We start from the raw sequence: 25,120 nt of genomic DNA on the forward strand, positions 1-25,120 counted from the left end.
AAAACTCTGGCGGGTGAAACAGTTGGCGGTTTCGGCCCGTTACTTCCGGCTCAGCCGGCTCTGGAGACCGCCGCATGCCACCTTTCGTCGTCGCCTATGCCGGAGCCGCCATCACTATGCTGGCGCTCGATGCGCTCTGGCTCACCACCATGGTGCCACGCCTCTACCAGCCGCAGTTGGGCAGTCTCCTCGCAGAGCGGCCCAACCTGGCGGTAGCCGGAGTGTTCTACCTGCTCTACCTTGTCGGAGTGCTGGTCTTCGCCATCCTGCCGGCGCTCGAAGCGCGCAGCTGGCTGGCGGCGCTGGGCTTCGGTGCGCTGCTCGGCCTTGTCGCCTACGGCACCTACGACTTCACCAACCTCTCGACCCTGCGCAACTGGCCGCTGAGCCTCAGCCTGATCGACGTCGCCTGGGGCACCGCCCTCACCGCCGTCACCGCGCTCGGCGGTTACTGGGCGGTACGCTGGTTGCTGCCGGGCTGAGGCGCCCTCTACAGATCTACGGTGTCATCAAATGACCGCCGGGCGGCGGTGTTCGTACCACCGCAAACGCCCCAAACTCGGTGTCATCCCAGCGAAAGCTGGGACCCAACGTTCAGCTGGCGCAAGCGGATGAGTGGGTCCCAGCTTTCGCTGGGATGACAGCCGGTGGGGAGGGAGAGCTCGAGGCTAACCACTGGGTTAGAAACAACCGCTTCTCAGCAAACCGCCCCGTCGCCTACTCGACCGTGACGATCTTGTACTTCTGCCCCGCCACCAGCGTGTCGCCCGGGTAGAGGTTGTTGAGGATGTAGAACAGGTCGGTGCCGCGACTGAGCCCGCTCATCCGGCGCGCCAGCGAGTCCGCCGTATCGACGTTGCCGGCAGTGACGGTGCGGACCACCAGCTTCTTGACCAGTCCAAGGTCCTTGGCGGTCGCCGCCCGGAAGCTCTTCAGCGTCGCTTCGGCGGCTTTGGTGAAAGCCGGGTTGTCGAACTTGGCGGCAAAGATGAAGCGATAAACTCGCCCATCATGCCGCACCACGGCCACGCGAAAATTCCACTGCGGGGTGACGGCGACGCCCGTCGCCATCTCGAAGCCGTTGGCGCTCTCGCGTTTCACCGTCGCGGGCTGCAGCCCGGCGATCCAGCCGGACTTCAGATAATCCTCGAGCCCCATCGACGCCGGCACCTCGGCGCTGTCGAAGCGCACTGCCTCGCCCTCGCCGGCAACACCGACGACGGCGCCCTTCGAGATCTGCAGCGTATAGTTCTGCGGCACCTCGAAGGTGAACTTCAGCGTCGGATTGATATAGCGGCGGCCGACCACGGCGCCCTGCGCCGGGCTGTCGCCGAAGGCGAGCCCTTCGATGCCGGCCATGTAGCCATCACGCGCCGTTTCGCCCAGGCCCGGGGCGCCGAAGAAGGCGCGCGCCGTCTCGATCGCCTTCTGGACGCGATCTGGGGTCGAGGGGTGCGAGGAGAGGAAATCGCCTTCCTGGTCGGCATCGCCGGCCGAGAAATGCGCGAACCGGCCCATGGCGCCGAGGAAGCGCGCCGCCGCGTGCGGGTCGTAACCGGCGCGGCCGGAGGTCAAAATGCCCTCCTTGTCGGCGGCCAGTTCCTGCTGCTGGCTGAACGCCGCCAGCGACATCTTCGAGCGGTTCGACGCCTGGTCGGTGGCGGTATCGGCGCCGAACACGCCGGTCACCACCTTGTCGACGATCTCGTTGGTACGCACCCGGTTGGTGCGGGCGCGGGCATGCTTCAGCGTCACGTGCGCGATCTCGTGCGCCAGCACGGCCGCGATTTCCGAGGTATCGGAGGCGAGCGCCAGGATGCCGCGGGTGACATAGACATAGCCGCCCGGCAGCGCAAAGGCGTTGACCTCGGCGGTATCGAGAATAGTGACGGTGAATTTCTGGTTCGGCTGGTCGGCGGCGGCAAGCAGCCGCCCGACGATCCGCGCGATCATGATCTCGGCCTGGCGGTCCGAATAGATGCCACCATAGGAGGCGACGATGCGCGGATGCTCGCGTGCCCCGATCGCGTCTTCCTCCGGATCGTCGGACGCGACGATCGGCGCGTTCTGCCCCTCGGTGCGGGTCGTCGTGACCCCGGGCAGGCTCGAGCAGGCGGCAAGCACTGCGAGGAGTGCTGCTGCGAGCGGGGCGCCGAGCGCCGTGATCATCGAACGCGACTTCATGGAGCGAGGAGAACCTCTATCTGCTCTGGATGGGTGACTTCGACCCGCGGGCCATCGACGTCATCCACCCAGCCTCTGATCCGCACGAGGGCACCCTCGAGCTTAAGGGGGTCGAGACCGGACCGCGAAAACAGCTGGACCGCTGACCGCTCAAGTACGGCGGTGAAGTCCTCTTTCCACGATCGGCCAAAATTCAGGTAGATGCGCCCCTGCGCCTCGTCGGCGAGAAGCACCCGACCCTCCACCAGCTCGTAGTGACCCAGGCGCCCAGCCAGTTCAGCCGGCCGGTCCGCCCGCCGCACGAGATAGTAGGGATCGGCCCAGATGCCAAGCTTCATCAGCCGCGCCGAGCCTTCGGCACTGAGCAACTGTGGCAGACATGCACGATTATCGGGGAATGAGTAGACCCGCGCCCAGCCGTCGGCGATCATCCGCTGCTGCACCCAGAGCTCGGGCGTATCGACGACGAATAACTGCCCCAGCGTCCGGCCGTGCCGGTCGACCTGCTCGCCGCCATGGCGCACCGCAACCCGTTTGCCGAGCGTCAGCGCTTCCAGCGCCAGCCGCGCCTCCTCAGCCTTCGGCCAGGTCTCGAAACCCTCACGCCCCAGCGGCAGCTTGGGCGCCTGCGTGCCGATCAGGCGAACCACCACACCGGTATCGAGCACCACCGTGTCGCCGTCGGTCACCGACATGACCGTGCCTTTGGGGCCGTCGACCAGCCCGTCACAGCCCATGGCAAGGGCGCTCAACGGCATGGCGACGAACACCGCAGCCGCAGCAAATCTGAGCACATTGAAGGCAAGCAAGTTTGGCCCCATCCGACGACATGGCAAACTGCACGAAATTGCGGCGAAATTCTTCCATCTCGCGGCGGCACGACGACGAATGTTGCACCTTGGCCACTTCTCCTCAGGAGTGATTCGGCAGCGTGATAGTTCAACCGCTTGCAGCAGGTCACCGTTTCGAGGAAACGGCGGCGTGCTTTAGGATCACGCCGATTCTGCTGCCGGACCCCTGACCGATGCTCGCCGAACTCTTCGTCTATGCTGCGAGCTATCGCCCGACGCCGCCGGCGTTCCGTTCGCATCTGAGCGAGGCGGTGGGCCTGTGGGCCCGCGGCCAGCGCCAGACCCGCGCCTGGGCTCCGCATCTGGCCAACTCCCGCGGCCTGATCGACACCACCATCGACGACCTGACCGCGCGTCGCACCGTGGTGGTGCTCGGCTCCGGCCCGCTGTTCGATGTGCCGGTCGAATCGCTCTGCCGTACCTTCAAGCGCGTGATCCTCGTCGACCGTATCCACCTTTCGACCGTCGGCCAGCGGATCGACCGCTATCCCAATGTCGAGCGCCAATGGCGCGACCTGTCGACGGCGAGCAATCCTGGCGCCCTCGACTTCCTCGAAGCGATCGATGATCTCGACTGGGTGATCTCGCTGAGCCTCGTCAGCCAGCTGGCGCGCGCCGCGCCGGGAGCAGAGCGGCAGGTGGTCGACGGCCATCTCGACAAGCTCGCCATCCTCCCCTGCCCCGCAACGCTGGTGACCGATCTCGATTATCGCGTGTTCAACCGGCACGGCGTGATGCTCGACACTGCCGACCTGCTGCACGGTCGCCCTGTGCCGCGCAGCGGCCTGCGCTGGAAATGGGAAGTGGCGCCCTTCGGCGAGGAAGGCCACCACACCCGTCGCGTGCATTCGATGGCGGCGTGGCCCGACTGGCGCCACGCCTGACCTCTCGGCTGGCTCAGACCAGGCGCGCGTCCAGCGTCACCTTGATGGCGCCGAGCGCCCGCGACACCGGGCACTCGGCCTTGGCCTTCTCGGCCAGTTCCTGGAACTTCGCCGCATCGATCCCCGGCACCTTGCCCTCGACTGTCAGCGCACTGCCGACGATGCCGGTACCGGGAATGAGCTCGACCGCCGCGGTGACCTTGAGGTTCTCGGCCGTGGTGCCGTTGGCGGCGAGGAAGGCGCTGAACTGCATGGCAAAGCAGCCCGAATGCGCCGCCGCGATCAGCTCTTCCGGGTTGGTGCCCGATTGGCCGCTTTCGTCGACGAAGCGTCCCTTGAAGGTGTAGGGCAGGCCCGCGAAAGCGCCGCTCAGCACATCGAGCGTGCCGGTCCCCTCCTGCAACGTTCCCTTCCAGTTGGCGGTGGCAGTACGCTTCATCAGAAAACTCCATTGGTTTCGATCATTGGCGGGCGCGAGACTAGCGCTTCGGTGACCCCGCTTGCCAGCCCGGCCACGAGCCGTCCGAGCCGCCGCATCAACGGCCTCTGCTGCGGAGGGTTCCAGGCCGGCGGCGGCGCCGATATTGCCGCTGGCAAGGGCTGGGTAACCATCCGCCTCTATCCTCTGCCGCGAGTGATCGAGAGTGCCATGCGTAAATCCCCCGTGCCTGCCCTGCTGACCGTTCTGTTGCTGACCTTCGTCCTTGCCGGCTGCTCGTCATTGGGCGGCCTCACCAAGGACAAGCAGCCGCTTTCCGCCCGCACGGTCAGCGTGCTGGCGGCGCTCGACACCACGCCCGCCGCGCCGATGCTGGTGCGCGTCTTCAAGGAGAGCTCGGAGCTCGAAGTCTGGAAGCCCGACAGCCGCGGCAGCTATCGCCTGTTCAAGACCTATGCCATCTGCAAATGGTCCGGTGAACTGGGGCCGAAGGTCAAGGAAGGCGACTACCAGTCGCCCGAAGGCTTTTATGAGGTGACGCCGGGGATGATGAACCCCAAATCCAGCTATTACCTCTCGTTCAACACCGGTTTCCCCAACCGGCTCGACCGCGCCCAGGGCCGCAGCGGCACCAACCTGATGATCCATGGCGATTGCAAATCGGTCGGCTGCTACGCCATGACCGACGAGCAGATGAAGGAAATCTATGCCCTGGCGCGCGAGAGCTTTGCCGGCGGCAATCCGAGCTTCAAGCTGGAACTCTATCCGTTCCGCATGACCGAGGCCAACCTGACCCGGCACGCCACGAACCCCAACATCGCATTCTGGCGCAATCTCAAAGAGGGCTACGACGTACTGGCTCAGACGCAGCGGCCGGCAGCTGTCGGGACCTGCGGCGGCCGCTATGTCTTCAATGCCGGCACCACCAGCCTCCCCAACGACCCGCTGGGCGCCTGCCCGGCCGACGCGGCTGCCCCGAGCACTGCCGACCTCGCCGTCGCCGCCGGCAATCCGGCGTTCTCTTAAGGCGGCGACCAGCACTGCGGCGAGGGCGACAAGGTCACGCCACGCCGCCGCCCTCGTGATCCACCGCCTGCCGCTTGCCGGTCGAGAACATGATCAGCGCGAACACCGGTTCCGTGCCGACCGCCCTGGCCCAGTGCCGCACATCCTGCGGGATGCGGATGATGTCGCCGGCGCCCAGCATCACCGTCTCCTCACCCAGCTTATGCTCACACGATCCCGAGACCACGTAGAGGAACTCCTCGCAATTGGGGTGCGAGTGCAGCGGGTTACGCTCCCCCGGCTTGATGAAGCAGGTGCCGAAGGTCATCTCGGTCCCCGCCATCGATTTGTCGGTGATCTTCCAGTTGAGCTCGCCCCAGCCGGTATTGACCCGCTCGCCATCGGCGGCGCGGGCAACGAACGTCTCGATCGTCATCGCCTGGCTCCCTGCGCTCAGACCGCTGCCGAAACGCCATGCGGCGTCGTGGCGTAAAAGTCGTAGAGCTTCATGATGTCGAGCGCCGTCTCGAGCGTCCCCTTGCTCACCGCCCGCCCCTCCAGCACCGCCTCGCAGAAATGCAGCACTTCGGGCACATAGCCCAGCGTGAACATGTTGTTGTTGTAGAGCTGGCCAAGCGAGAATTCGGGCTCATACACCACCGTGGCGCTCTCCTCGGGCTGGATCCAGCTCGAGGCCCGGCCATAGCTCGGGAGCTTGGCCTTGCGGTAATGCGTCAGCTTCACGCCGTTCTCGACCACCGCGTGGCTACCCTCGCCGATCGCCTCGACCCGCTCGAGCGGCCCGCCCCAGCTCTGGCCGGCGCTGAAATGCAGCGCCCCGATGGCGCCCGACTTGAACTTGAGGCTGGCAATGGTGGCGCCGGTCGGTTCGGCCCACTCGAAGCTTGCCCGCTCGATCTCGCCGGCGAGAAAGCTGATGATCGCGCCCGGGTGGTAGATGTGGTCGATCACCGACTGCATGGCGACGAGGTCGCCCCGCTTGTCGGGCGCCGGCAGCGCCTGCGGGTAGCGCACCACCAGCGAGGTCAGGCGGCCGAATTCCGGCGCCGTGACGATATCCTTGAGCTTCTCGATGGCGGGAAAGAAGGTCTTCTTCAGCCCGGTCATGATGTTCTTGCCGGTGCGCTTCGACACCGCGATCAGCTCTTCGACCTCCGCCCGGCTCGCCGCCGTCGGCTTTTCCATCCACACATGGGCGCCGGCTTCGACCACGTCCTTGGCCAGTTGCGTCGCCTGCACGTGCCCATCCCTGGTGTAGCTGGTGACGATGAACACCACGTCGGGCTTTTCGGCCGCGAGCATCGCCTGGTGGTCGGTATAGGTGCGCTCGGCCCCGAACACCCGCGCGAAGCCATCGGCGCGGTCCTTCGAAAGATCGCAGATGGCGACGAGGTCGACCGGCGCATAGCGGAAGGTCGGGTAGACATTGCGATAGGCATGGCCGCCCGCCCCGATGAAGCAGGCCTTGAGCCGCCGCTCGTACTCGAAATTGTAGCGGATCTCCCGCGGAACGTGGTGCGGCATAACTCAGCCTTTCAATGCGCCTTGCGTGAGGCCTTCGGTGAAGCGCCTCTGGGTCAGGATGTAGAGGATGATGACCGGCAGGAAGGTGATCACGGTGCCCGAGAACACCAGCCGGAAATCGGTGGAATAGGTCGACGCGAACCGCACGAGGCCGAGCGGCAGGGTCTGGTTGCCGGGGCTGATCAGCACCACCAGCGGTAGGAAGAAATCGTTCCAGGTCGACAGCGCCGAGATGATCAGCAGCGCCGAGATGGCCGGCTGCGACAGCGGCAGGAACACTCGGGTGAGGATCTGGAAATGGTTGGCCCCATCGATCCTCGCCGCTTCGCTCAACTCGTTCGGCACGCCGAGAAAGAAGCTCCGCATCAGGAACAGCCCGAACGGGATGCCATTCGCAACCTGCGCCAGCACCACGCCGGCCATCGAGTTGATCAACCCAAGGTTGAACAGCACCTGGTAGAGCGGAATGATGATCGCCTGGATCGGGATCGTGAGCCCGAAGATGAAGGCGTAGAAGGTCCACTCGCGGCCAGCAAAGCGGATCTTGGCCAGCGCATAGCCGGCCGGGGCGCAGACGATGAGGGTCAGCACCACCACGCCCGCCACATTGATCAGGCTGTTGCCGATCAAGGAGCCGAAGCCGCCGATATTCCAGGCATCGGCGTAGTTCTGCCACATCAGCTGTTTGGGCAGCGCGAACGGATCGCCGCGTCCGATCTCCGCCTCGGTCTTCAAACTCGAGGTGACGAGCCACAGGAACGGCCCCAGGATAATGGCGAACACCGGCAGCAGCAGCGCCACCATCGGCCATTCGGCGGGTTTGCGTCTGCTCATGACGATTTCCTCGCGCGCCAGCGGTTGAAGGCAACGGTGATGGTGATGGCAAGCACGCTCATCAGGATGCAGAGCACCGCGGCAAGCCCATGATCCTGCGCCTGGAAGGCGAGCCGATAGATGTAGGTGGTTATGATTTCCGAGGCGTAGAACGGCCCGCCATTGGTCATCACGAACACCGTGGCAAAGCCCTTGAGCCCGTTGATCATGGCGAGCGACAACACGAAGGTCATCACCTCGCTTAGGCCTGGCAGCGTCACGTTCCAGAGTTTTTGCAGAGCGTTGGCGCCATCGATCTCGGCCGCCTCGTAGAGCGTACCGTCGATGTTCTGCAGCCCGGCGATGAACAGCAGCATGTAGAGCCCGAAGCCCTGCCAGGAGCTCGCGACATTCACCGAGAACAGCACCAGCAGCGGGTCGCTCAACCAGCCCTTGGCCCAGCCGGCGAGCCCCCATTGGGTCAGCGCCGTGTTGATAAGGCCATAGAACGGGTCGTAGATATTGGCCCAGATCACCCCCACGACCGCGAGCGAGACGAGGTGCGGCAGGAAGAACGCGGTGCGGAAGAACACCCGCGTGCGGCTCAGCCGGCCGATCGCCAGCGCCAGCGCCAACCCCAGCCCGCCGGCCAGCACCACATGGTAGAACAGCCACAGGAAGGTGCGGCCGAGGCTCGGCCAGATGATCGGGTCCTCGGTGGCACGAAGGTAATTGTCGAAGCCGACGAAATTCGCCTCGGTGTTGAAGCCGCCCGAATTGGTGAAGCTGATCCAGATGGTTAGGAGGATCGGCGTCAGGCTGAACAGTGCATAAAGCGCGATCGCCGGCAGCATCAGCACGAAGGCCGCCCCGAACCCGTCACGCGCCCCATCGGCACGGCGTCGGCGAGTGGCGGCAGGCGCGCGGAGGTCCGCGGGATCGGCTGTGGTGGTCAGTCTGGTCATTGGCCAGGTCTCTCAGTCGGGCCTTCTCCCCTTGTGGGAGAAGGTGGCCGATAGGCCGGATGAGGGGTCCGTGACACGAAGTGTCGCGCGACCTGAGTGAAACGAAGGCGACTGAGTTCGCGGAGAGAAACCCCTCATCCGCCCTTCGGGCACCTTCTCCCACAAGGGGAGAAGGCGACGGAGCCGAAGCATCCGTATTACAGCGCCGGGATCTTCGCCTGGATCTGCGCCATGCCGTCCTCGGCCGAGACCTGGCCGCCGATCAGGCCCTGGATCACCTGGAAGTAGGTGTCGAGCGCTGCGCCGGGCATGTAGACCGACGGGTTGAAGCCCACCCCATTGGCCGCCGCCGCGAACACCTCGGCCATCACCGGCACCGCCGGTTTCAGCTCGGGCATGGCGCGCGGCGAGATCTGCGTGCCGGTCTTGTGCTCGGCCCTGAAGCGCATCACCTCGTCGGAGAGGATGTAGTCGATCCACTTGGCGGCGAGTTCGGGTTGCTTGGAACTGACCGGGATCATCCAGCTCCAGCCGATGCCGCCGGTCGGCTTGCTCTCGCCCGCGAGGTCACTCGGGATGGTGGCAAAGCCCATATTGTCGATCGGGTACTCGTTCTTCCGGGCATTGTTGATGAACCACGGCCCGCCGAAAAAGATCGCGGCGCGCTTGTTGGTCCAGAGCCGCGTTGCCGCCTCGAGGTCCAGCCCCGCCATCTGGGCGCTGACGTAACCCTTTTTGGCGAAGTCGACGACGCGCTGCGCGCCGAGCAGCGGCTCGGCATCGCTCCACGACTTCTTGGCCGTCACCACCTCGCCCATCACCGTCGTGCCTGCCGCGGCCTGCAGGAAATTGCCCATCAGGTGGCCGCCATTGGCATTGTTGCGCGGGCCGACGGCCAGCGGCTCGAGGCCCTTGTCCTTGATCTTCTGCAGCAGCGCTTCGAAATCGGCCCAGCTACCGCCGATGGTCCAGCCGTTCTCGGCGAACAGGTCCTTGTGGTACCAGAGCCCGATGGCGTCGATGCCATCCGGCACCTCGTAGATCTCGCCGCCGAACTGGCTGCCGAGGATCTCATAGAGCCAGGGGAAGATCTTGTCCTTCCAGCCCATGTCCGCGTAGTGCGCGGTGAGCGGCGCGATCAGCTTGGCGTTGACCACCGTGGTGACGCGGCCGATGCCCGAATTGGTGAGCAGCACGTCGGGGCCGGCATCGGATTGGATGGCGGCCTGTACGGCGCCGTTCGAGATGGTGCCGGTGGGCGGCATGTACTCGACGGTGACGCCCGGGTTGGCGGCCTCGAAATCGGCCTTCAGCTTGTTCCACACCTCGGCGACCAGCGGGTCGGCGAGTTGGTCGGTGGCCCAGACCGTCAGGGTCTGCGCCTCAGCCAGGGTCGGCACGGCGAGCAGTCCGGCGGCAGCAAGCGCCACGGCCGAAGCCATCAGGGTTCGTCTCAACATGGTGGTCCTCCTCATTAGGCGCGCCGGTTGACCGGCATCGTCATTGGTTGCGGGCGGATGCCCGTTAGTGTCTCACCGGCGCAGCCCCCTCGCGTTCCCTCGTCCCCTCTGGGGAGAGGGCCAGGGTGAGGGGCGCCAAGCGCACCGCGGTCTCGGCTCGGCTTCTCAGCGCCGCGCCGGCTTCACCTCCTCGAAGCGCGCCAGCACGGTGCGCTGCACGTCGGAAATGTGAGCGTGCATCAGCGCCGCCGCGGTCTTGATGTCCCGGCGGCGGAAGGCGGCGAGGATGTCGTCGCGCTCGCGCGCCGCGTCCTCGGCAAAGGTGTGGCTCTCATTGGCGATGGTGCGGCCGATCTGGATCTGCAGCGCCAGCCGGCTCAGCGTTTCGATCAGCGCGGCATTGCCGGAAAGCTCGGCAATGGTCTCGTGGAACTCGCGGTCGGCCTGGCCATAAGCCACCATGTCGTCGGCTTTCAGCGCAGCGACGGCTTCATCGAGGATGCGTTCGAAATTGGCGATGTGCCGGTCGCTCATCTGCGGCACCGCCAGTTCGACCGCAAAGCACTCGAGGGTCTTCCTGAGCTCGTAGAGGTCCTCGGTTTCCTTCTTCGAGAAGCTGCGGACGAAGAAGCCGCGATACGGCTTGATCTCGATCAGCCCTTCCTTGCTGAGCGTCCCCAGCGCCTCGCGGAACGGCGTCCGGCTCACCTGCAGCTTTTCAGTCAGCGCCTTCTCGTCGAGCGGTGCGCCGGAGGGCAGCTCGCCCGAGACGATCATCCGGACGATTTCCTCATAGATGCGCTCGCGCAGGGTCAGGTGGCGGATGTCGTTCATTGCGTCGTCGCGGCCTCGTTGTCCGATGCGCATTTGTATACAATCATTGCAAGAATATACAATATGGAAAATGCACGATATGGCTATTGCATACGAAACAGCGGCGACAAGCCGCGTCTGAAGGGTCAAGAAGCCCGGAAAGTGGGAGGAAATGACAAAGGTCTACGTGGTTGGAACCATGGACACGAAGGGTCCGGAACTGCATTACGCCGCCGAGCGAGTGCGAGCGGCGGGTGCCGAACCGGTGCTCGTCGATGTCGGCACGCAAGGGGTGGGCGTCGGCGCCGATGTGGCGGCAAGCGTGGTCGCGACGCACCATCCGGAAGGCTCGAGCGCCGTGCTCGGCCTCACCGATCGCGGCAAGGCGGTGTCGGCCATGGCCCGGGCATTGAGTCGCTATCTCGCGAGCCGCGACGATATCGGCGCCGTGCTCGGCCTCGGCGGCACCGGCAATACCGCTTTAGTCACCGAGGCGATGCGCACCCTGCCGATCGGGGTGCCGAAGTTGATGGTTTCGACTGTCGCCTCGGGCAACACCGCGCCCTATGTCGGGCCGAACGACCTCACCATGATGTACTCGGTGGTCGATATCGCCGGGCTCAACGCCATCTCGCGCCGGGTGATCGGCAATGCCGCGCACGCTGCCGCCGGCATGGCGCTCACCGCCGCCCCTGTCTCAGGCGCCGACAAGCCGGGGCTGGGGATGACCATGTTCGGCGTCACCACCCAATGCGTCACCTATGCGCGCGAGGCGATGGAGGCGACGCACGAGGTCTACACCTTCCACGCCACCGGCACCGGCGGGCAATCGATGGAAAAGCTTGCCGATTCAGGCCTCGTCGCCGGGGTGATCGACGTCACCACCACCGAGGTGCCGGATCTCCTCGTCGGCGGGGTCTTCCCCGCCACCGAAGACCGCTTCGGCGCAGTGATCCGTACCCGCCTGCCCTATGTCGGCTCGGTCGGCGCCGTCGACATGGTCAATTTCGGCGCAAAGGAAACTGTCCCACCCCAGTTCCAGGGCCGGCAGCTACATGTCCACAACGCCCAGGTCACCCTGATGCGCACCACCCCCGACGAGAACCGCCAGATTGGCGAATTCATCGTCTCGCGCCTCAACCGCATGGAAGGACCGGTGCGGTTCCTCCTCCCCCTGCGCGGCGTCTCGGCCATCGATGCTCCCGGCCAGCCGTTCCACGACCCCGCGGCCGACCGCATGCTTTTCGACACCATCCGCTCGGCCTGGCAGGCGGCGCCCAACCGGCAACTGATCGAACTCGACCTCCACATCAATGACCCCGAATTCGCTGCCGCGCTGGTGGCGAACTTCCGGGACCTTTCTCCAGCCTGAGACCCGAGCCCCATGACCAGACTTTCTCAAGAAGACATCCTCCTCAAACTGCGCCGGAAGATCGCCCAGGGTACGCCGATCATCGGCGGCGGCGCCGGCACGGGCCTGAGCGCCAAGGCCGAGGAAGCCGGCGGTATCGACCTGATCGTAATCTACAATTCCGGCCGTTACCGCATGGCCGGCCGCGGCTCGCTCGCCGGCCTGATGGCCTATGGCAACGCCAACGACATCGTCGTCGAAATGGCCCACGAAGTCCTCCCCGTGGTCCGCCACACTGCAGTCCTGGCGGGTGTGAACGGCACCGACCCATTCCTGATCCCCGACAAGTTCCTCGATGAACTGAAGCAGCTGGGTTTCTCCGGCATCCAGAATTTCCCCACCGTCGGACTGATCGACGGCACCTTCCGCGCCAACCTGGAGGAAACCGGCATGAGCTATGCCCTCGAGGTCGAGATCATCGAGCGCGCGGCGAGAAAGCAGATGCTGACCACGCCCTACGTCTTCTCCAGCGACGACGCCGTGGCGATGACCAAAGCCGGCGCCGACATCATCGTCTGCCACCTCGGCCTCACCACCGGCGGCTCAATCGGCGCCGAAACCGCGCTAACCCTCGACGACTGCATCGAAAAGATCGACGCCTGGTCCGCCGCCGCCCGCGCCGTGCGCGATGACGTCATCGTCCTCTGCCACGGCGGCCCCATCGCCATGCCCGACGACGCCCGCTATGTGCTGGAGCGGGCGGAGATGTGTCACGGCTTCTACGGCGCGAGCTCGATGGAGCGGTTGCCCACCGAAACCGCCATCGCCGGGCAGGTCGAAGACTTCACCTCGCTACGCGTCAGCCGGCGATCGCGCGTGTAGCGGCGGAGAAGAGACTTCCCTCGATGCTCACTGCTCAGGTGCGGGCGGACCGACTGACTTGTCTGCACGCTGCGATCGACATTTTGCTTTACCCGGGCCCGCGCCCAGCAAATAGTGTCGACCGCTGCAGCCACATAGAGTGATGATTGCAAGAGAGCTTTCAACACAATGGCGCTGCGAACTGCCGATCGGGGGAGACATGTCGGGCAATAGGAAGTTGGGGCGTGCTGCCGTGGCGGCCGCACGTGCGGGGATGCTTGTGCTGCTTGGCGGCACTGTTGCCCATGCAAGCGATGCGCTGTTAAACGGCTTTTTTTCCGCGAATCCTTCTGGGTGCTTCAACGGCACCGGCGTTCTCTACGTCTGTAAGGACAAGCAATGCACGTCTCGCACCTACAAGGATACCGGCGCCCTTTCGCCGATGACGGTATCCACCGACACCATCATTGCCAAAGCGGGCGGCACCAGCAGCAACGGCATCGTGCGGGAGGCTGGAGACATTACGTTGCGCTATCAGTCCTACGGCGCAGACTATCTCAAGATCGTTCGGCCCGCGGGCCAGATGCTGGTCACCACCTATCTGGCCAAGACCGACCGGCAGGGTCAGATCGTTCTTCCGCTCATTGCCGATAAGCAGGCCAAGGACCCCTCTGCGAAGTCCGAAGCGCTTTCTCGTTGCCTCAACTACGAGGAGCACCTGGAGGAGATTTCCGGCCTGCCTGACGAGATCACCAAGATCGAAACTTACGTGGCGCCGGGCCTTCCCCTGGAGTTCGCCTACACAGATGCCAAAGCCTCAGAAGGGGCGGGGCCGATCGATGTGCCGGTCTACTTCTCGGCTCCCAAGAAGGACGCTTACATCGGCGAGGTCGTTCCGCTCCCCCACACCGGTCCCGACTATCCGGATCTCATGGTTTTGTGGACGATCTCGCCAGGCCTTCCCGTTCCAATTCAGGTCCTCGCATACGACCCGAAGTTGGCTGCTTACATAGACACGTCCCAAGACGCCTTTGTGGGGGATCGCCCCTTCACCGATGGTCCGCATGACGTCGCTTTGGGAGCGTTCGTCGACGGCAGGCCAAGCGTTTACATACTCAACGGCGGGCAGGACAATCGTAAGGCCACTGGCGCAATCGACAACCTGCTAGTTCTGAACGGCGAGGGGAAGCTTGAGGACTACGGCCGTCTGCTGACGCAGAGGCGGGGCTGGGGCGAGGGCTTGAGTGCCGGGGTGGTTGGCCCAAACGGCGAGATCGGCATTTATGCGGCCAAGATCCACAGTGCGCAGGATGGGCCGACGCAGTATCGGCAGGTCACATCAGACGGGCTGGCTGATAGGTCCAAGTGGGTGCCGAAAAACTTCCGATACGATGGCCTCGCCGCGCTGGTAGATGTCAATCAGGATCAGCTGGCCGACCTTATGACGGGCAGCAAGAAAGGCCTGTTGTTCCTCAACCCTGGCGATGGAAATTTCAGCAAGGGCGAGAAAATCGCACTACCGAAGCCATCTGTGCCGTCGGCATGGAGCCCTGTGACCAAAAGTACGGAGCGTCCTGCGATTGCGAGTATCTCAGGCATCTCGACCGAACAGAGCACAGGCAATGACCTTCTCATGGTGAGCACTCCCTTCTACAAGGGCTACTCGCTGCAGTACCTGAAGAACGACGGCAGCGGGAACTTCCGGGACGAGACCGCGACATACTTCCCGGGGGCCGAAACTGTCTATGTCAGCAAAAGCGAAGCCAATTACGTCTGGATGCGTCGGGCCTGGGCATTCGAGGCGGAGAACGGCGTGCCGGACATCATCGCCAGGTCGGCATCGGGTTTTGAGATCCCGTCCAGAGTGTTTCTGAACGAGGGCGGCATCTTCCATGAAGCCCTGTCCGTCTCAGGCCATGACATCGTGAACGTGATGCACATGGCGGGTAAGCCGGTGCTCATCCTGTCCAACTCGCAGACGGTCTCGTTCCTGGCCTACCCCTCGCTGCGTGCGGAGGATTGAGCACGACCGAACCGGATAGCATCATCGCAGTCAGCGTCGCGCGGGTGGTTCCCCCGAAGCGCCGCATTTGCTATGTCGCAAACCAGTGACCCCGTAGCTCAGCAGGATAGAGCGCAGGATTCCTAATCCTGAGGCCATGAGTTCGAATCTCATCGGGGTCACCACTGCATGAGGCCATGCCGGACTTCCCCGGCCGTACAAGGAGGACCGACCATGACCCTCAAGGGATATCCCGCCCTCGTCCGCATCGTACTCGCCGGAGCGCTTGCCGCCGGTCTCGCCGCCTGCTCGATGGGTGGTGGTGGCGGCCAGCTGTCGCCGGGCCTGTCGGCGCCGATGAACCAGCCGGGCGCCAAGCTGAACCGCGTCGAGGCGCTGTTCCTGCTCAACGATTTCCGCCGGGCTCAGGGCGCCGCCGACGTGCGCGGCGACACCGTGCTCGACAACACCGCCCAATCGCTGGCGACCGCCTATGCCAAGACCGGCGCACAGCCGGCCCTGCCGCCGGGCGCCGTGGCGATGCGGCTCAGCGCCGGCTACACCACCTTTGCCGAGGTGTTTTCGGGCTGGCGCGCCGTGCCGGCCGATGCCGCGGCGATCGCCGATTTCACCGCCAAGCGCGCTGGCCTGGGCGTCGCCTACGAGCCCAACTCGTCGCACGGCGTCTATTGGGTGCTGGTGCTTGACGACTGACGCTGAAATCATCGACTGCCGCGGGCTGAAATGCCCGCTGCCGGTGCTGAAAATGGAAAAGCGCCTGTCGCAGCTGGCGGCAGGCGCTTCGTTCATCGTGCTCGCCACCGACCCGATGGCCAAGATCGATATCCCGCTCTACTGCCGGCAGAGCGGCCACACCTGTGAGGTCAGTTCGGAAGCCGAGGTGATGCGCTTTGCGATCGTGAAGGCGGCGCCCAAGCAAGCGGCCCCACCCCACCCTTGATCCCTCCCCATCATGGGGAGGGAGACCCGACTGCAGGCTTGGGGTCTGTCGTCTCCCTCCCCCTTGTGGGGAGGGTAGCGCAGCTAGGGCCGGTAGGCCTGTAGCGAAGCTGGGTGGGGGTGCCCCACGCGCCGCCCCTTATGCGCTAGTTCGCCACTTCCGCAACCGCCGCTGGAGCCCAGGTCGGGCGTGGGCGCGGCAGTGGCACGTCGTCGACGACGATGCCCAGATCCGTGGCGGCATAGGTCACCCCGTCGATCTCGTCGGTCAGGTAGCTCGGATGGCCCTTGAGCCCCATCGGGAACGCCGCTTCGCGCTCTTTGACATAGGCCTTGGCTTCCTTGCCGCAGATCTGCGAGCGCATATTCACCGGCGGCTCATCGATATTGCTCAGCTGCACCACATTCTTGCCGGTGCCGTTCACTGCCCCGGAGAGGCCCCGCAGGAACAGCTCAGCCGTCATCTCATTGCGCTCGCGCGCCGAGGAGCCGCCCAGCACCACCGCCAGCATCGAGCGACCACCGCGCTCCACCGTCGCGACGATGTTGAGGCCCGAGGCGCAGACATAGCCGGTCTTCATGCCGGTGGTGCCAGCGAAGTGTTCGAGCAGCCCGTTGTTGGATTCGAGCTTGGCCTTGCCCAGCTTCACCGCTTCGGTGCCGAACATCGGCAGGTACTCTGGGAAATCGCGCCTGAGGATCAGCGCCAGGATGGCGAGATCGCGCGCCGAGGTCACCTGGCCTTCGTTATGCAGCCCGTGCGGGTTGACGAAATGCGTGGCGCTGAGCCCCATCGCTGTGGCCATGCCGTTCATCTCCTCGACGAAGGCCGGCACCGAGCCCGAAACCGTCTCGGCAATCGCCACCGCCATGTCGTTGGCCGACTTCACCACGAGGATATAAAGCGCATCCTTCATCGTCACCGAAGCGCCGACCTTGAGACCGGATTTGCTCGGCGCCTGGTTCCAGGCGTTCTTTGACACTTTCACCTTGGTGTCGAGGTTGACCGTGCCGGCTTTGATGGCGGCGAACGCCACATAGGCGGTCATCAGCTTGGTGAGCGACGCCGGATGCCACGGCACGCCCGCGTCCTCGGCATAGAGCACCTCAAAGGTGTTCGCATCGACCAGCAGCAGCGGATTGGCCCAGGCGGGCGTCATGCCGAGGGTGGCGAGGATGACCAACAGGCTGGCGGCGATGCGCCGGCGAAGATGCGCGAGCAAGGCGCCTCCAGATGCAGACCGTCTCGGAATTGGCAGCGTTCTAGCAATCCGGCCCGTGTCGCTCAACCGCCGCCGGGGCCCGCTCAAATGATTTTGAAGCACGGCGGTTCCTTCTAGGTTAAGTCGGGCAGATTCAGGGCGCTCGACCAGCGGTGGAACAGCGTACGGCGCGGCTCCGGCATTGGCGCCTCCAGCACTTCGAGGGCGCTGATACTGTCGACGCGGAAGTTGCGGAAGTCGTGCCGGAGCGTGCACCAGGCCACCAGCGTCTGATAGCCCTCGAAATAGCCCAGCGCCACCGGATAGACGGTGCGCTCGCTGGCGGCGCCGCCCTTGTCGCGATAGCCGAGCCAGACCTGCTTTTCCTCGCGCAACGCCCGCCGCAGCCGCCCCAGCGGGTTGGCTTCGTCGACCGTGCGCGGCGGAATGACGAACAACCCCACCGACAGCATCTCGTCGCGCTTGGCCCTCGGCAGCACCGCTTCGATCTTGCTTGAGGCATCGCGCGCCGTCGCCGCCATCTCGCCATCGGGGCCGTAGATTAACCCGCGCAGGCCCAGCACCAGCGCCTCGATCTCCTCGTCGGTGAACATCAGCGGCGGCAGGAAGTGCTCGGCGCGCAGCTGGAAACCGACCCCGGCCTCGCCGTCGATCGCCGCCCCCATCGATTTCAGCGTCTCGATGTCACGATAGACCGAGCGCAGCGATACGCCCATCTCCTCGGCCAGCACCGCCCCCGTCACCGGGCGGCGGCGACGTCGCAGCGCCTGCATCAGCTTGAGCAGCCGTTCCGAGCGCTTGGCCATTAGCCGTGCATCGCTGCTGACAAAATCGGGTGCCGGGCGCGGTTAGCCTTCTCGCACCGAAAACGAAGGAGAAACGACATGACCACCATCCTCACCATCCTGACCGAAGGCTTCGCCGACTGGGAGACCACCCTGCTCAACGCCGTGGCGCACAGCTTCTACAAGGTGGAAACCAAGTACGCGACCCCCGGCGGCAAGCCGGTGACATCGTCGGGCAACATGACGGTCACTCCCGAACTGGCGCTCGAGACGATCGACGTGGCCGACTATGACGCGATCATCGTCTGCGGCGGCACCATCTGGCAGTCGCCCGAAGCTCCCGACCTGGCGCCGCTGCTGAACGCTGCCAAAGCGCAGGGCAAGTTGATCGGACTGATCTGCGACGGCACGGTGGCCGGCGCCAAAGCCGGACTGCTCGACGGCATCCGTCACACCAGCAATGGCGACGGCTATCTCGATTTCACCGGCTATCAGGGCAAGGCGCTCTATCGCGATACTCCGGCAGCGGTGACCGACGGCCGTGTCGTCACCGCCGGCGGCACTTCGCCGGTGAGCTTCATGGCCGCGGTTATGGATGGCCTCGGGCTGGCCGACGAGAACCTCGATTTTTACGTCGGCATGCACGCGGCGCAGTTCAGCAAGGCGGCTTGAGGCCTAGGGGCCGGCGGTAGCTGCCCCCCACCCCTGTCCCCTCCCCGCAAGGGGGAGGGAGACCCTCACACGGATATCGCAGCAGGCGTCTCCCTCCCCCTTGCGGGGAGGGATCAAGGGTGGGGGTCAGCCCGCACCGGCCTCGCAGCAGTTCACACCGGCAGCAGCAACCGATCCCGTCGCGCCACCTCAGCCGCCAACCCGGCATCGGCGGCATGCCGTGCCACCCGGATCACATACCGCCCCGGCTCCACCAGCCAGTGCTGCGCCTCGGTGCGATAGTAGGCGAACCCCCGGTCATCGAGTTGCAGCGTCAGCCGCTGCCGCTCGCCGGGGCCCAGATGCACTTTCTCGAATGCCTTCAGCTCCTTGGCCGGCCGTGACACCGTCGCATCCGGGGCCGACACATAAACCTGCACCACCTCGGAGCCGGCGCGGCGACCGGTGTTCTCGACCGTCACCGAAACGCTCACCTTGCCATCCGCTTCGAAGCCAGGGGCATCCAGTTCGAGTTCCGACACGGCAAAGCTGCTGTAGCCAAGCCCGAAGCCAAACGGGAACAGCGGCGCGATGCCATGGCGATCATAGTGGCGATAGCCGATGAACACGCCTTCCTCGTAACGCACCTTGCCATCGAGGCCGGGATAGATTTCCCGATCCTGCGAATTGGTCGGATTGTCGGCCCACTTGACCGGAAAGCTCTGCGGCAGCCGGCCACCCGGCTCGGCCGCGCCGGTCAGCACGTCGGCAATGGCGTTGCCGGCCTCCTGCCCCGGATACCAGGCCTCGAGCACTGCCGCTACCTCGGCGAGCCACGGCATCTCCACCGGCCCGCCGGTCTGCAACACCACCACGGTGCGCGGGTTCACCGCCGCCACCGCGGCGATCAGCTCGTCCTGCCGGCCGGGCAAGACGATCGAGTCGAGGTCGCTGCCCTCGGTGTCCCATTCGCCGTTGCGCCCGACGAACACCAGCGCCACCTCGGCGTCGCGCGCCGCTGCGACCGCCTCGGCGATCGCTGCGTCGCCGAGTGGCAAGCCGATGCCGGCGGCAAAGGCCGCGAGCCCGAGCGTCGCGAACGGCTTGGTGGCGAACTCGATCACCACCTCGTAGCTGCGCCCAGCTTCGAGATTGATGGTGCCGACCACCTCGTCGCAGCCTTCCTCGAAGAAGGTGCGGCCCTTGCTCCAATGCGTCCACGCATCGGCCACCAGCTTGCCGTCGACCAGCACCCGCGAGAAGCCGGCGCTGTAAATGCCGACCCGGTGCTCGCCGCTTGCCTCCGGCATGAACCGCCCGGTAAGCCGGGCCGAGAAATGCAGCGGATCGACCTTGCCGCCGCCAACCCGGCCGATCCAGAAGGCCTGTGCTTCCTCCAACGTCTCGATGAACACCGGCGCGTCGGCAAGTGTCTCATTGGCGAAATACTCGGCCGTGAACCCACCACGCAGCAGCGGTTCGAACCGGTGGTTGGTCGACCCCGCCGCATAGCTGAGCCGCGCCTCGCCCAGCGCGGCAACGAGGCCATCCCACGGCGAGACGCGATAGTGCGGATTGAGCTGCGCGCTGCCGCCGCCCATGATCTGCGCCACTTTGGCGTTCGGTCCGATCACCGCAAGCTTGCCCGACCCGCTGAGCGGCAGCAGATCGCCGGCGTTCTTCAGCAGCACTGCGCCTTCGGCGCCGGCACGACGGATCAGCGCCCGGTGCTCGGCCCTATCGTCGGCCCGCTCCACCCACTCGCTGTGGTCGTCGAGCGCGCCGGTCCGCTCCATCAGTCGCAGCACGTCGAGCACCCGGGTCCGCAGCGTCTCGCGGCTGACTTCGCCGGCTTCCACGGCTGCGACCAGCTTCTTTCCGCGGTCGCGCGGCGGCCCGGGCATTTCGAGGTCGAGCCCGGCATTGACCGTCGGCGCGGTGGAGTGCGAGCCGAACCAATCCGACATCACCACGCCGTCATAGTGCCATTCCTTGCGCAGCACCTGGTCGAGCAGCCAAGGGTTCTCGCTGGTGAAAGTGCCGTTGAGCTTGTTGTAGGAGCTCATGATGCCCCAGGTGCCGGCGCGCTTCACCGCCCATTCGAACGGCACGAGGTAAAGCTCGCGCAGCGCCCGTTCATCGATCTCCGAGCTGATGCTGGTACGCTCGATCTCCGACTCGTTGCCGGCGAAGTGCTTGATCGTCGCCGAAACGCCCTGCCCTTGCAGCCCTTCGATATAGCCGACGGCCAGGCTGGCGGTGAGGATCGGATCTTCCGAGTAGCACTCGAAATTGCGCCCGTTACTGACCGAGCGATGGAGGTTCACCGTCGGGGCGAGGCTCACATGCGCGCCCTTCGATTTCACCTCCTCGGCCAAGGCCGTGCCGATTTCAGTGAGCAGCCGGACGTTCCAGCTGGCGCCGAGCGCGATCCCCACCGGAAACGCCGCCGACTTTACCCCGCCGATCAGCGAGCCGCCGCCCCGCGCCCCGTTCGGCCCGTCGGTGACGCGAAGCTTGCCGATGCCGAGCCGATCGATTGCCGGCAGCGACCAGAAATCCTCACCCGATAACAGGCTCACCTGCTCCTCGAGCGTCATCCGGTCGACCAGTTCTTCGATCCGCCCCATCGTTATCTCCTTCGTGTTGAACGTTCTACGCCCTTAGCGCGGAGTCTGCCGGCATGGCAACGCCCCACATGCGCCGCGCACCCCTAGTCACAAGGAGTAACCGTGTCTATATTTGTGACTAAAGAGCGCTCTCAGGAAAAGTTGCGGACTTTTCCGGTTCGAGAGCGCGACAGGATCAAGAGTATTTTGCCCGTTTGGAGGCACCAGATGAAACCCATTCCCGGCAGGAGCGAGACCTGCAACGCCATGGCCGACATCCTCAATCGCATCGGCGACAAGTGGAGCGTCATGATCGTCGGCTATCTCGGCAAGAAGACCATGCGCTTCAACGAGCTGCGCCACACCATCGGCGGCATCTCGCAGCGCATGCTGACCCTGACGCTGCGTAACCTCGAGCGCGACGGCCTCGTCACCCGCACGGTCTATCCCGAGATCCCGCCGCGGGTTGAGTACCAGCTGACCCCGCTCGGCCAGAGCCTGCAGGGGCCGATCAGCTCGCTCTGGGCCTGGGCCGAAGAGCACCAGGGCGAAGTGCAGAGCGCCCGGCTCGAATATGACGGCTTGCACGACGACGCCACTGACCAGCACCCGCCGGAGCGGCGCTACGCCGGCGCCGCCAGGTGACGGTTGGGGTTGCAACCCGCTCCAGCCTCGCTGACGACCTGAGCGCCATCGGCCTCGCCGATGGCGATGCCGTGCTGGTGCATGCCGCGCTGCGCCAGGTCGGCAAGCTGGTGAACGGCCCCGACGATATCATCGACGCGCTGCGCGACGTGATCGGTCCGGCCGGCACCATCCTCGGCTATTGCGACTGGCAGCTCGAGGACGAGCTGCGCGACGACCCGTCGATGCGCCGGTATATCGCCGCCTTCGATCCCGAGCGCTCCCGCTCCATCCGCGACAATGGCTATTGGCCCGAGGCGCTCCGCACCACGCCCGGCGCATTGCGCAGCGGCAGCCCTGGCGCCTCGATGGCGGCGCTCGGCGGCGAGGCGGAATGGTTCACCGCTGACCATGCGCTCGACTATGGCTATGGCCCGCAATCGCCGCTCGGGAAACTGGTCGAAGCCGAGGGCAAGGTGCTGATGCTGGGCGCCCCGCTCGACACCATGACACTGCTGCACCATGCCGAGCACCTCGCCGATTTCCCCAACAAGCGCATCCTGCGCTACGAGGCCCCGATCTTCGTCGACGGAGAAGCGGTCTGGCGCTGGTTCGAGGAGTTCGACACCGGCGATCCGCCGGACGGGTTGCCCGAGGATTACTTCGCCACCATCGTCGAACAATTCCTCGCCACCGGCCGCGGCAAGCGGGGCAAGGTCGGCGAGGCGAGCTCAGTGCTCGTCCCCGCCGCCGAGATGGTAACTTTCGGCGTCGATTGGCTCGAACGCTGGGGTAAGACGCGCTAACGCTTGGCCACCCAGGCGCCGCTGTCGCCATAGCGCTTGCCCGAGAACTTCTCGGCCGCCAGCAATTCGCCGAGCGTCTTCAGCTCCTCGGCCGAGAGCGCAATGCTCGCTGCGGCGACGTTCTGCTCGAGATGCGCGATCCGCCGCGCCCCCGGAATCGGCACGATGAAATCGCCCTGGTGGATCACCCAGGCGAGCGCCAGCTGTGCCGCTGTCACACCCTTCTCCGCCGCCATCGCTTCCAGCAGTTGCACCAGTTGCGCGTTGGCCGCCATATTCTCCTCGCTGAAGCGCGGCAGGCCGCGCCGGAAGTCGGTCGCGCCGAGATCTTCCGGCTTCTGGATCTTGCCGGTGAGGAAGCCGCGGCCCAGCGGGCTGAATGGCACGAAGCCGATCCCAAGCTCACGGCAGGTGTCGAGGATGTCGCCCTCGGGATCGCGCGTCCATAGCGAGTATTCGCTTTGCAGCGCCGCGATCGGATGCACGGCATGCGCTCGGCGGAGGGTGTCGGCGCTGGTTTCTGAAAGCCCGAGTGCCCGGACCTTGCCCTGCTGCACCAGCTCGGCCATGGCGCCCACCGTGTCTTCGATCGGCACCTGCGGGTCGACGCGGTGCAGGTAGAACAGGTCGATCACGTCGACGCCCAGCCGCTTGAGCGACGCCTCGGCCACTTCGCGGGCATGCTCGGGCCGCCCGTCGACGCCGGCCATGGCGCTGATGTCCGACTTGCTCGGGTCGATCTTGAACCCGAACTTGGTGGCGATCACCACCTTGTCGCCAAACGACCGCAGCGCCTTGCCGACCAGGATCTCGTTGGTGAACGGCCCATAGACCTCGGCGGTGTCGAACAGCGTGACGCCCAGTTCCACAGCGCGATGCAGCGTGCGGACGGCATCGGCTTCGTCCTGGCCGCCATAGGCATGGCTCATCGCCATGCAGCCCAGCCCGACGGTCGAAACAGTCAGCGGCCCGAGGGTTCGCGTCGCCAAGCGGCTACCAGCGGGCGGCTGCCCGCCTGACGGTTGCCGGTCGTTTGCGGCGTTCTGGGAGTGCGTCATATTCCTTCATCCTCTTCGATATGCCGGCATAGCCGGCGATCTTGGCGTCGAGGACAAGGAGGCTCTCAGAGAGTTCGGCCAACTGGGCCCGCACCTTCTCGCGGTGCCGCTCCAGCAGTTCGCGACGCGCCGCCTCGGTGACCAGACCCTGGTCACGCAGAGCTGCGTAATGCAGCATTTCCCGGATCGGCATCCCGGTCGCCTTGAGGCGGCCGAGAAATTCGATCCAGCTGAGGATCGACGCATCGTAATCGCGTTGGCCCGACTGGTCCCGGTCGGCATAGGGCAACAGCCCGATCCGCTCGTAATAGCGGATCGTATGGGCGGTGAGTCCCGAACGCTCGACCAGTTGACCGATCTTCATCTCTGCCTTCCTTGCCACGACGAGAGACGAGGCTAGGAGTTCGAGTGCACTCTAAGTCAAGCGGTGATTTTCCAGTAGGCCGGCGCGATGGCGTTCTAGGCGTTGAAGCCGCTGTCGACGAGGATCGAGGTGCCGGTGATGCTGCGCCCTCCTGGGCCGGCGAGGTGCACCACCGCCGCCGCGATATCCTCGGCAGCGCCGAAGCGGCCGAGCGCGTTCAGCCCCATCTGCGAGGGCGCCATCGGCCCGTCGGCCGGGTTCATGTCGGTATCGGTCGAACCGGGATCGACAGTGTTGATGGTGATCCCCAGCGGCCCCAGCTCGCGCGCCAGTGCCCGGGTCATGCCGCCCAGCGCCGATTTGCTGGTGACATAGAGGCTGAGCCCCGGCCCGGCCACGCGGGTCGCCATATTGGTGCCGATCGAGATGATCCGCCCACCCTCGGTCATGTGTTTCACCGCCGCCTGCGTCGCGAAGAACGGCGCCCGGGCGTGGATCGAGAACAGCCGGTCGAAGTTCGCCACCGTGACCTCGCCGAACGGCCCGCCAGTGCCGACGCCGGCATTGTTGACGAGGATATCGATGCGCCCCAGTTCTCGGGCGGTGCGGTCGACGGCGGCCATCACCGCCTCGGGGTCGGCCGAATCCACCTGCATGGCGATGGCGCGCCGGCCGAGGGTGGTGACCTCACGGGCGATCTCGCCGGCCTTCTCGCCGTTGCGCTCGAAGGTAAAGGCAACGTCGGCGCCGGCCTCTGCCAGCGCCAGCACGGTGGCTGCGCCGATGCCGCGGCTGCCGCCGGTGACAAGGGCCACGCGGCCGGAAAGCTCAAGGTCAGTCATATCGGATCTCCATTTTCTACCGATC

At 65.4% G+C, this 25,120-nt stretch carries 26 protein-coding genes and 1 tRNA gene; 12 read left to right on the top strand and 15 right to left on the bottom strand.

The window, feature by feature from the left end:
- The first annotated feature begins 74 nt into the window (after positions 1-74).
- Positions 75-482 carry a DUF2177 family protein gene (locus ASC89_RS25540; RefSeq protein ID WP_055886479.1) on the top strand — a complete coding sequence of 136 codons (408 nt, stop codon included), beginning with the start codon at positions 75-77 and terminating at the stop codon, positions 480-482.
- Between the two features lie 235 nt (positions 483-717).
- On the opposite strand, the gene ASC89_RS25545 is transcribed toward ASC89_RS25540, so the two are convergent.
- Entirely contained in the window at positions 718-2,184 is a 1,467-nt protein-coding gene (locus ASC89_RS25545) for a M48 family metalloprotease (RefSeq protein ID WP_055886483.1), read from the bottom strand.
- Complete coding sequence (locus ASC89_RS25550) at positions 2,181-2,993, bottom strand: thermonuclease family protein (protein ID WP_244488557.1); 813 nt, start codon at positions 2,991-2,993, stop codon at positions 2,181-2,183. The genes ASC89_RS25545 and ASC89_RS25550 overlap by 4 nt, the downstream gene beginning before the upstream one ends.
- Positions 2,994-3,208: 215 nt before the next feature.
- Here ASC89_RS25550 and ASC89_RS25555 point away from each other — a divergent pair, with 215 nt between their 5' ends.
- Positions 3,209-3,919, top strand: coding sequence for a hypothetical protein (locus ASC89_RS25555; protein WP_055886491.1), 711 nt, complete (start codon positions 3,209-3,211; stop codon positions 3,917-3,919).
- A gap of 13 nt (positions 3,920-3,932) precedes the next feature.
- Here ASC89_RS25555 and ASC89_RS25560 read toward each other — a convergent pair whose 3' ends face one another.
- Positions 3,933-4,358 (bottom strand): OsmC family protein, encoded by a 426-nt coding sequence (locus tag ASC89_RS25560; protein ID WP_055886495.1) that lies wholly within the window; start codon positions 4,356-4,358, stop codon positions 3,933-3,935.
- A 12-nt stretch (positions 4,359-4,370) separates the two neighbouring features.
- Between ASC89_RS25560 and ASC89_RS28865 the strand changes: the two genes are divergently transcribed.
- Complete coding sequence (locus tag ASC89_RS28865; protein ID WP_200940489.1) at positions 4,371-5,384, top strand: murein L,D-transpeptidase family protein; 1,014 nt, start codon at positions 4,371-4,373, stop codon at positions 5,382-5,384.
- A gap of 34 nt (positions 5,385-5,418) precedes the next feature.
- Here the strand turns inward: ASC89_RS28865 and ASC89_RS25570 are convergent, their stop codons facing one another.
- The 6 genes from ASC89_RS25570 to ASC89_RS25595 all read right to left on the bottom strand — a co-directional run bounded on the left by ASC89_RS25570 (position 5,419) and on the right by ASC89_RS25595 (position 10,980).
- The gene (locus ASC89_RS25570) at positions 5,419-5,799 is read right to left on the bottom strand and encodes a cupin domain-containing protein (protein ID WP_055886497.1); all 381 of its coding nucleotides are present in this window, start codon (positions 5,797-5,799) and stop codon (positions 5,419-5,421) included.
- A 17-nt stretch (positions 5,800-5,816) separates the two neighbouring features.
- Positions 5,817-6,908, bottom strand: coding sequence for a Gfo/Idh/MocA family protein (locus tag ASC89_RS25575; RefSeq protein ID WP_056003318.1), 1,092 nt, complete (start codon positions 6,906-6,908; stop codon positions 5,817-5,819).
- A gap of 3 nt (positions 6,909-6,911) precedes the next feature.
- Complete coding sequence (locus ASC89_RS25580; protein WP_055886503.1) at positions 6,912-7,742, bottom strand: carbohydrate ABC transporter permease; 831 nt, start codon at positions 7,740-7,742, stop codon at positions 6,912-6,914.
- Positions 7,739-8,686: a carbohydrate ABC transporter permease gene (locus ASC89_RS25585; RefSeq protein WP_156384778.1), complete on the bottom strand. Its 948-nt coding sequence runs from the start codon at positions 8,684-8,686 to the stop codon at positions 7,739-7,741. Before ASC89_RS25585 ends, ASC89_RS25580 begins: the two co-directional genes overlap by 4 nt.
- A gap of 197 nt (positions 8,687-8,883) precedes the next feature.
- The gene (locus ASC89_RS25590) at positions 8,884-10,146 is read right to left on the bottom strand and encodes an ABC transporter substrate-binding protein (RefSeq protein ID WP_056003321.1); all 1,263 of its coding nucleotides are present in this window, start codon (positions 10,144-10,146) and stop codon (positions 8,884-8,886) included.
- 165 nt (positions 10,147-10,311) lie between these two features.
- A complete protein-coding gene (locus ASC89_RS25595; protein ID WP_056003323.1) occupies positions 10,312-10,980 on the bottom strand; it encodes a GntR family transcriptional regulator in 669 nt (222 codons plus the stop codon).
- A 151-nt stretch (positions 10,981-11,131) separates the two neighbouring features.
- Between ASC89_RS25595 and ASC89_RS25600 the strand changes: the two genes are divergently transcribed.
- The 6 genes from ASC89_RS25600 to ASC89_RS25625 all read left to right on the top strand — a co-directional run bounded on the left by ASC89_RS25600 (position 11,132) and on the right by ASC89_RS25625 (position 16,134).
- Positions 11,132-12,331 (top strand): Tm-1-like ATP-binding domain-containing protein, encoded by a 1,200-nt coding sequence (locus ASC89_RS25600; protein ID WP_056003326.1) that lies wholly within the window; start codon positions 11,132-11,134, stop codon positions 12,329-12,331.
- A 12-nt stretch (positions 12,332-12,343) separates the two neighbouring features.
- Entirely contained in the window at positions 12,344-13,192 is an 849-nt protein-coding gene (locus tag ASC89_RS25605; RefSeq protein WP_056003329.1) for a phosphoenolpyruvate hydrolase family protein, read from the top strand.
- A 139-nt stretch (positions 13,193-13,331) separates the two neighbouring features.
- Positions 13,332-15,194 (top strand): hypothetical protein, encoded by a 1,863-nt coding sequence (locus tag ASC89_RS25610; protein WP_156384779.1) that lies wholly within the window; start codon positions 13,332-13,334, stop codon positions 15,192-15,194.
- 87 nt (positions 15,195-15,281) lie between these two features.
- Positions 15,282-15,358 (top strand) — tRNA-Arg (locus ASC89_RS25615).
- A gap of 49 nt (positions 15,359-15,407) precedes the next feature.
- Positions 15,408-15,887 carry a CAP domain-containing protein gene (locus ASC89_RS28640; RefSeq protein WP_056003335.1) on the top strand — a complete coding sequence of 160 codons (480 nt, stop codon included), beginning with the start codon at positions 15,408-15,410 and terminating at the stop codon, positions 15,885-15,887.
- Positions 15,877-16,134, top strand: a complete 258-nt coding sequence (locus ASC89_RS25625; protein ID WP_056003338.1) for a sulfurtransferase TusA family protein — start codon at positions 15,877-15,879, stop codon at positions 16,132-16,134. Before ASC89_RS28640 ends, ASC89_RS25625 begins: the two co-directional genes overlap by 11 nt.
- A 145-nt stretch (positions 16,135-16,279) precedes the next feature.
- Here the strand turns inward: ASC89_RS25625 and ASC89_RS25630 are convergent, their stop codons facing one another.
- Positions 16,280-17,356, bottom strand: a complete 1,077-nt coding sequence (locus tag ASC89_RS25630) for a D-alanyl-D-alanine carboxypeptidase family protein (protein ID WP_056003341.1) — start codon at positions 17,354-17,356, stop codon at positions 16,280-16,282.
- 113 nt (positions 17,357-17,469) lie between these two features.
- Positions 17,470-18,162, bottom strand: coding sequence for a YafY family protein (locus ASC89_RS25635; RefSeq protein WP_056003344.1), 693 nt, complete (start codon positions 18,160-18,162; stop codon positions 17,470-17,472).
- Positions 18,163-18,240: 78 nt separating this feature from the next.
- Here ASC89_RS25635 and ASC89_RS25640 point away from each other — a divergent pair, with 78 nt between their 5' ends.
- On the top strand, positions 18,241-18,813 hold the full coding sequence (locus tag ASC89_RS25640) for a DJ-1/PfpI family protein (RefSeq protein ID WP_056003347.1): 573 nt from the start codon (positions 18,241-18,243) through the stop codon (positions 18,811-18,813).
- 152 nt (positions 18,814-18,965) lie between these two features.
- Here ASC89_RS25640 and ASC89_RS25645 read toward each other — a convergent pair whose 3' ends face one another.
- Positions 18,966-21,422, bottom strand: coding sequence for a beta-glucosidase (locus ASC89_RS25645; protein ID WP_056003349.1), 2,457 nt, complete (start codon positions 21,420-21,422; stop codon positions 18,966-18,968).
- Between the two features lie 207 nt (positions 21,423-21,629).
- Between ASC89_RS25645 and ASC89_RS25650 the strand changes: the two genes are divergently transcribed.
- Together ASC89_RS25650 and aac(3) are read left to right on the top strand one after the other, a co-directional pair.
- On the top strand, positions 21,630-22,046 hold the full coding sequence (locus tag ASC89_RS25650) for a helix-turn-helix domain-containing protein (RefSeq protein WP_055886548.1): 417 nt from the start codon (positions 21,630-21,632) through the stop codon (positions 22,044-22,046).
- Positions 22,043-22,831 (top strand): aminoglycoside 3-N-acetyltransferase, encoded by a 789-nt coding sequence (gene aac(3) / locus ASC89_RS25655; protein WP_056003351.1) that lies wholly within the window; start codon positions 22,043-22,045, stop codon positions 22,829-22,831. The genes ASC89_RS25650 and aac(3) overlap by 4 nt, the downstream gene beginning before the upstream one ends.
- Here aac(3) and ASC89_RS25660 read toward each other — a convergent pair.
- The 3 genes from ASC89_RS25660 to ASC89_RS25670 all read right to left on the bottom strand — a co-directional run bounded on the left by ASC89_RS25660 (position 22,828) and on the right by ASC89_RS25670 (position 25,095).
- The gene (locus tag ASC89_RS25660; protein WP_056003354.1) at positions 22,828-23,820 is read right to left on the bottom strand and encodes an aldo/keto reductase; all 993 of its coding nucleotides are present in this window, start codon (positions 23,818-23,820) and stop codon (positions 22,828-22,830) included. The genes aac(3) and ASC89_RS25660 overlap by 4 nt on opposite strands.
- A 4-nt stretch (positions 23,821-23,824) precedes the next feature.
- Positions 23,825-24,253 (bottom strand): MerR family transcriptional regulator, encoded by a 429-nt coding sequence (locus tag ASC89_RS25665; RefSeq protein ID WP_056003357.1) that lies wholly within the window; start codon positions 24,251-24,253, stop codon positions 23,825-23,827.
- A gap of 95 nt (positions 24,254-24,348) precedes the next feature.
- Positions 24,349-25,095 carry an SDR family NAD(P)-dependent oxidoreductase gene (locus tag ASC89_RS25670; protein WP_056003360.1) on the bottom strand — a complete coding sequence of 249 codons (747 nt, stop codon included), beginning with the start codon at positions 25,093-25,095 and terminating at the stop codon, positions 24,349-24,351.
- Positions 25,096-25,120: the final 25 nt, after the last annotated feature.

It is taken from the genome of Devosia sp. Root413D1, assembly GCF_001425235.1.
In the GTDB taxonomy this organism is placed as follows: Bacteria; Pseudomonadota; Alphaproteobacteria; order Rhizobiales; family Devosiaceae; genus Devosia_A.

Excerpts from the sequence above, each read along its gene's own strand:
- ASC89_RS25545 (WP_055886483.1), bottom strand. The coding sequence starts at position 2,184 with ATGAAGTCGCGTTCGATGATCACGGCGCTCGGCGCCCCGCTCGCAGCA.
- ASC89_RS25595 (WP_056003323.1), bottom strand. The coding sequence starts at position 10,980 with ATGAACGACATCCGCCACCTGACCCTGCGCGAGCGCATCTATGAGGAA.
- ASC89_RS25645 (WP_056003349.1), bottom strand. The coding sequence starts at position 21,422 with ATGGGGCGGATCGAAGAACTGGTCGACCGGATGACGCTCGAGGAGCAG.
- ASC89_RS25605 (WP_056003329.1), top strand. The coding sequence starts at position 12,344 with ATGACCAGACTTTCTCAAGAAGACATCCTCCTCAAACTGCGCCGGAAG.
- ASC89_RS25555 (WP_055886491.1), top strand. The coding sequence starts at position 3,209 with ATGCTCGCCGAACTCTTCGTCTATGCTGCGAGCTATCGCCCGACGCCG.
- ASC89_RS25540 (WP_055886479.1), top strand. The coding sequence starts at position 75 with ATGCCACCTTTCGTCGTCGCCTATGCCGGAGCCGCCATCACTATGCTG.
- ASC89_RS28640 (WP_056003335.1), top strand. The coding sequence starts at position 15,408 with ATGACCCTCAAGGGATATCCCGCCCTCGTCCGCATCGTACTCGCCGGA.
- ASC89_RS25590 (WP_056003321.1), bottom strand. The coding sequence starts at position 10,146 with ATGTTGAGACGAACCCTGATGGCTTCGGCCGTGGCGCTTGCTGCCGCC.
- ASC89_RS25665 (WP_056003357.1), bottom strand. The coding sequence starts at position 24,253 with ATGAAGATCGGTCAACTGGTCGAGCGTTCGGGACTCACCGCCCATACG.
- ASC89_RS25560 (WP_055886495.1), bottom strand. The coding sequence starts at position 4,358 with ATGAAGCGTACTGCCACCGCCAACTGGAAGGGAACGTTGCAGGAGGGG.
- ASC89_RS25635 (WP_056003344.1), bottom strand. The coding sequence starts at position 18,162 with ATGGCCAAGCGCTCGGAACGGCTGCTCAAGCTGATGCAGGCGCTGCGA.
- ASC89_RS25640 (WP_056003347.1), top strand. The coding sequence starts at position 18,241 with ATGACCACCATCCTCACCATCCTGACCGAAGGCTTCGCCGACTGGGAG.
- ASC89_RS25585 (WP_156384778.1), bottom strand. The coding sequence starts at position 8,686 with ATGACCAGACTGACCACCACAGCCGATCCCGCGGACCTCCGCGCGCCT.
- ASC89_RS25570 (WP_055886497.1), bottom strand. The coding sequence starts at position 5,799 with ATGACGATCGAGACGTTCGTTGCCCGCGCCGCCGATGGCGAGCGGGTC.
- ASC89_RS25650 (WP_055886548.1), top strand. The coding sequence starts at position 21,630 with ATGAAACCCATTCCCGGCAGGAGCGAGACCTGCAACGCCATGGCCGAC.
- ASC89_RS25600 (WP_056003326.1), top strand. The coding sequence starts at position 11,132 with ATGACAAAGGTCTACGTGGTTGGAACCATGGACACGAAGGGTCCGGAA.
- ASC89_RS25575 (WP_056003318.1), bottom strand. The coding sequence starts at position 6,908 with ATGCCGCACCACGTTCCGCGGGAGATCCGCTACAATTTCGAGTACGAG.
- ASC89_RS25670 (WP_056003360.1), bottom strand. The coding sequence starts at position 25,095 with ATGACTGACCTTGAGCTTTCCGGCCGCGTGGCCCTTGTCACCGGCGGC.
- ASC89_RS25580 (WP_055886503.1), bottom strand. The coding sequence starts at position 7,742 with ATGAGCAGACGCAAACCCGCCGAATGGCCGATGGTGGCGCTGCTGCTG.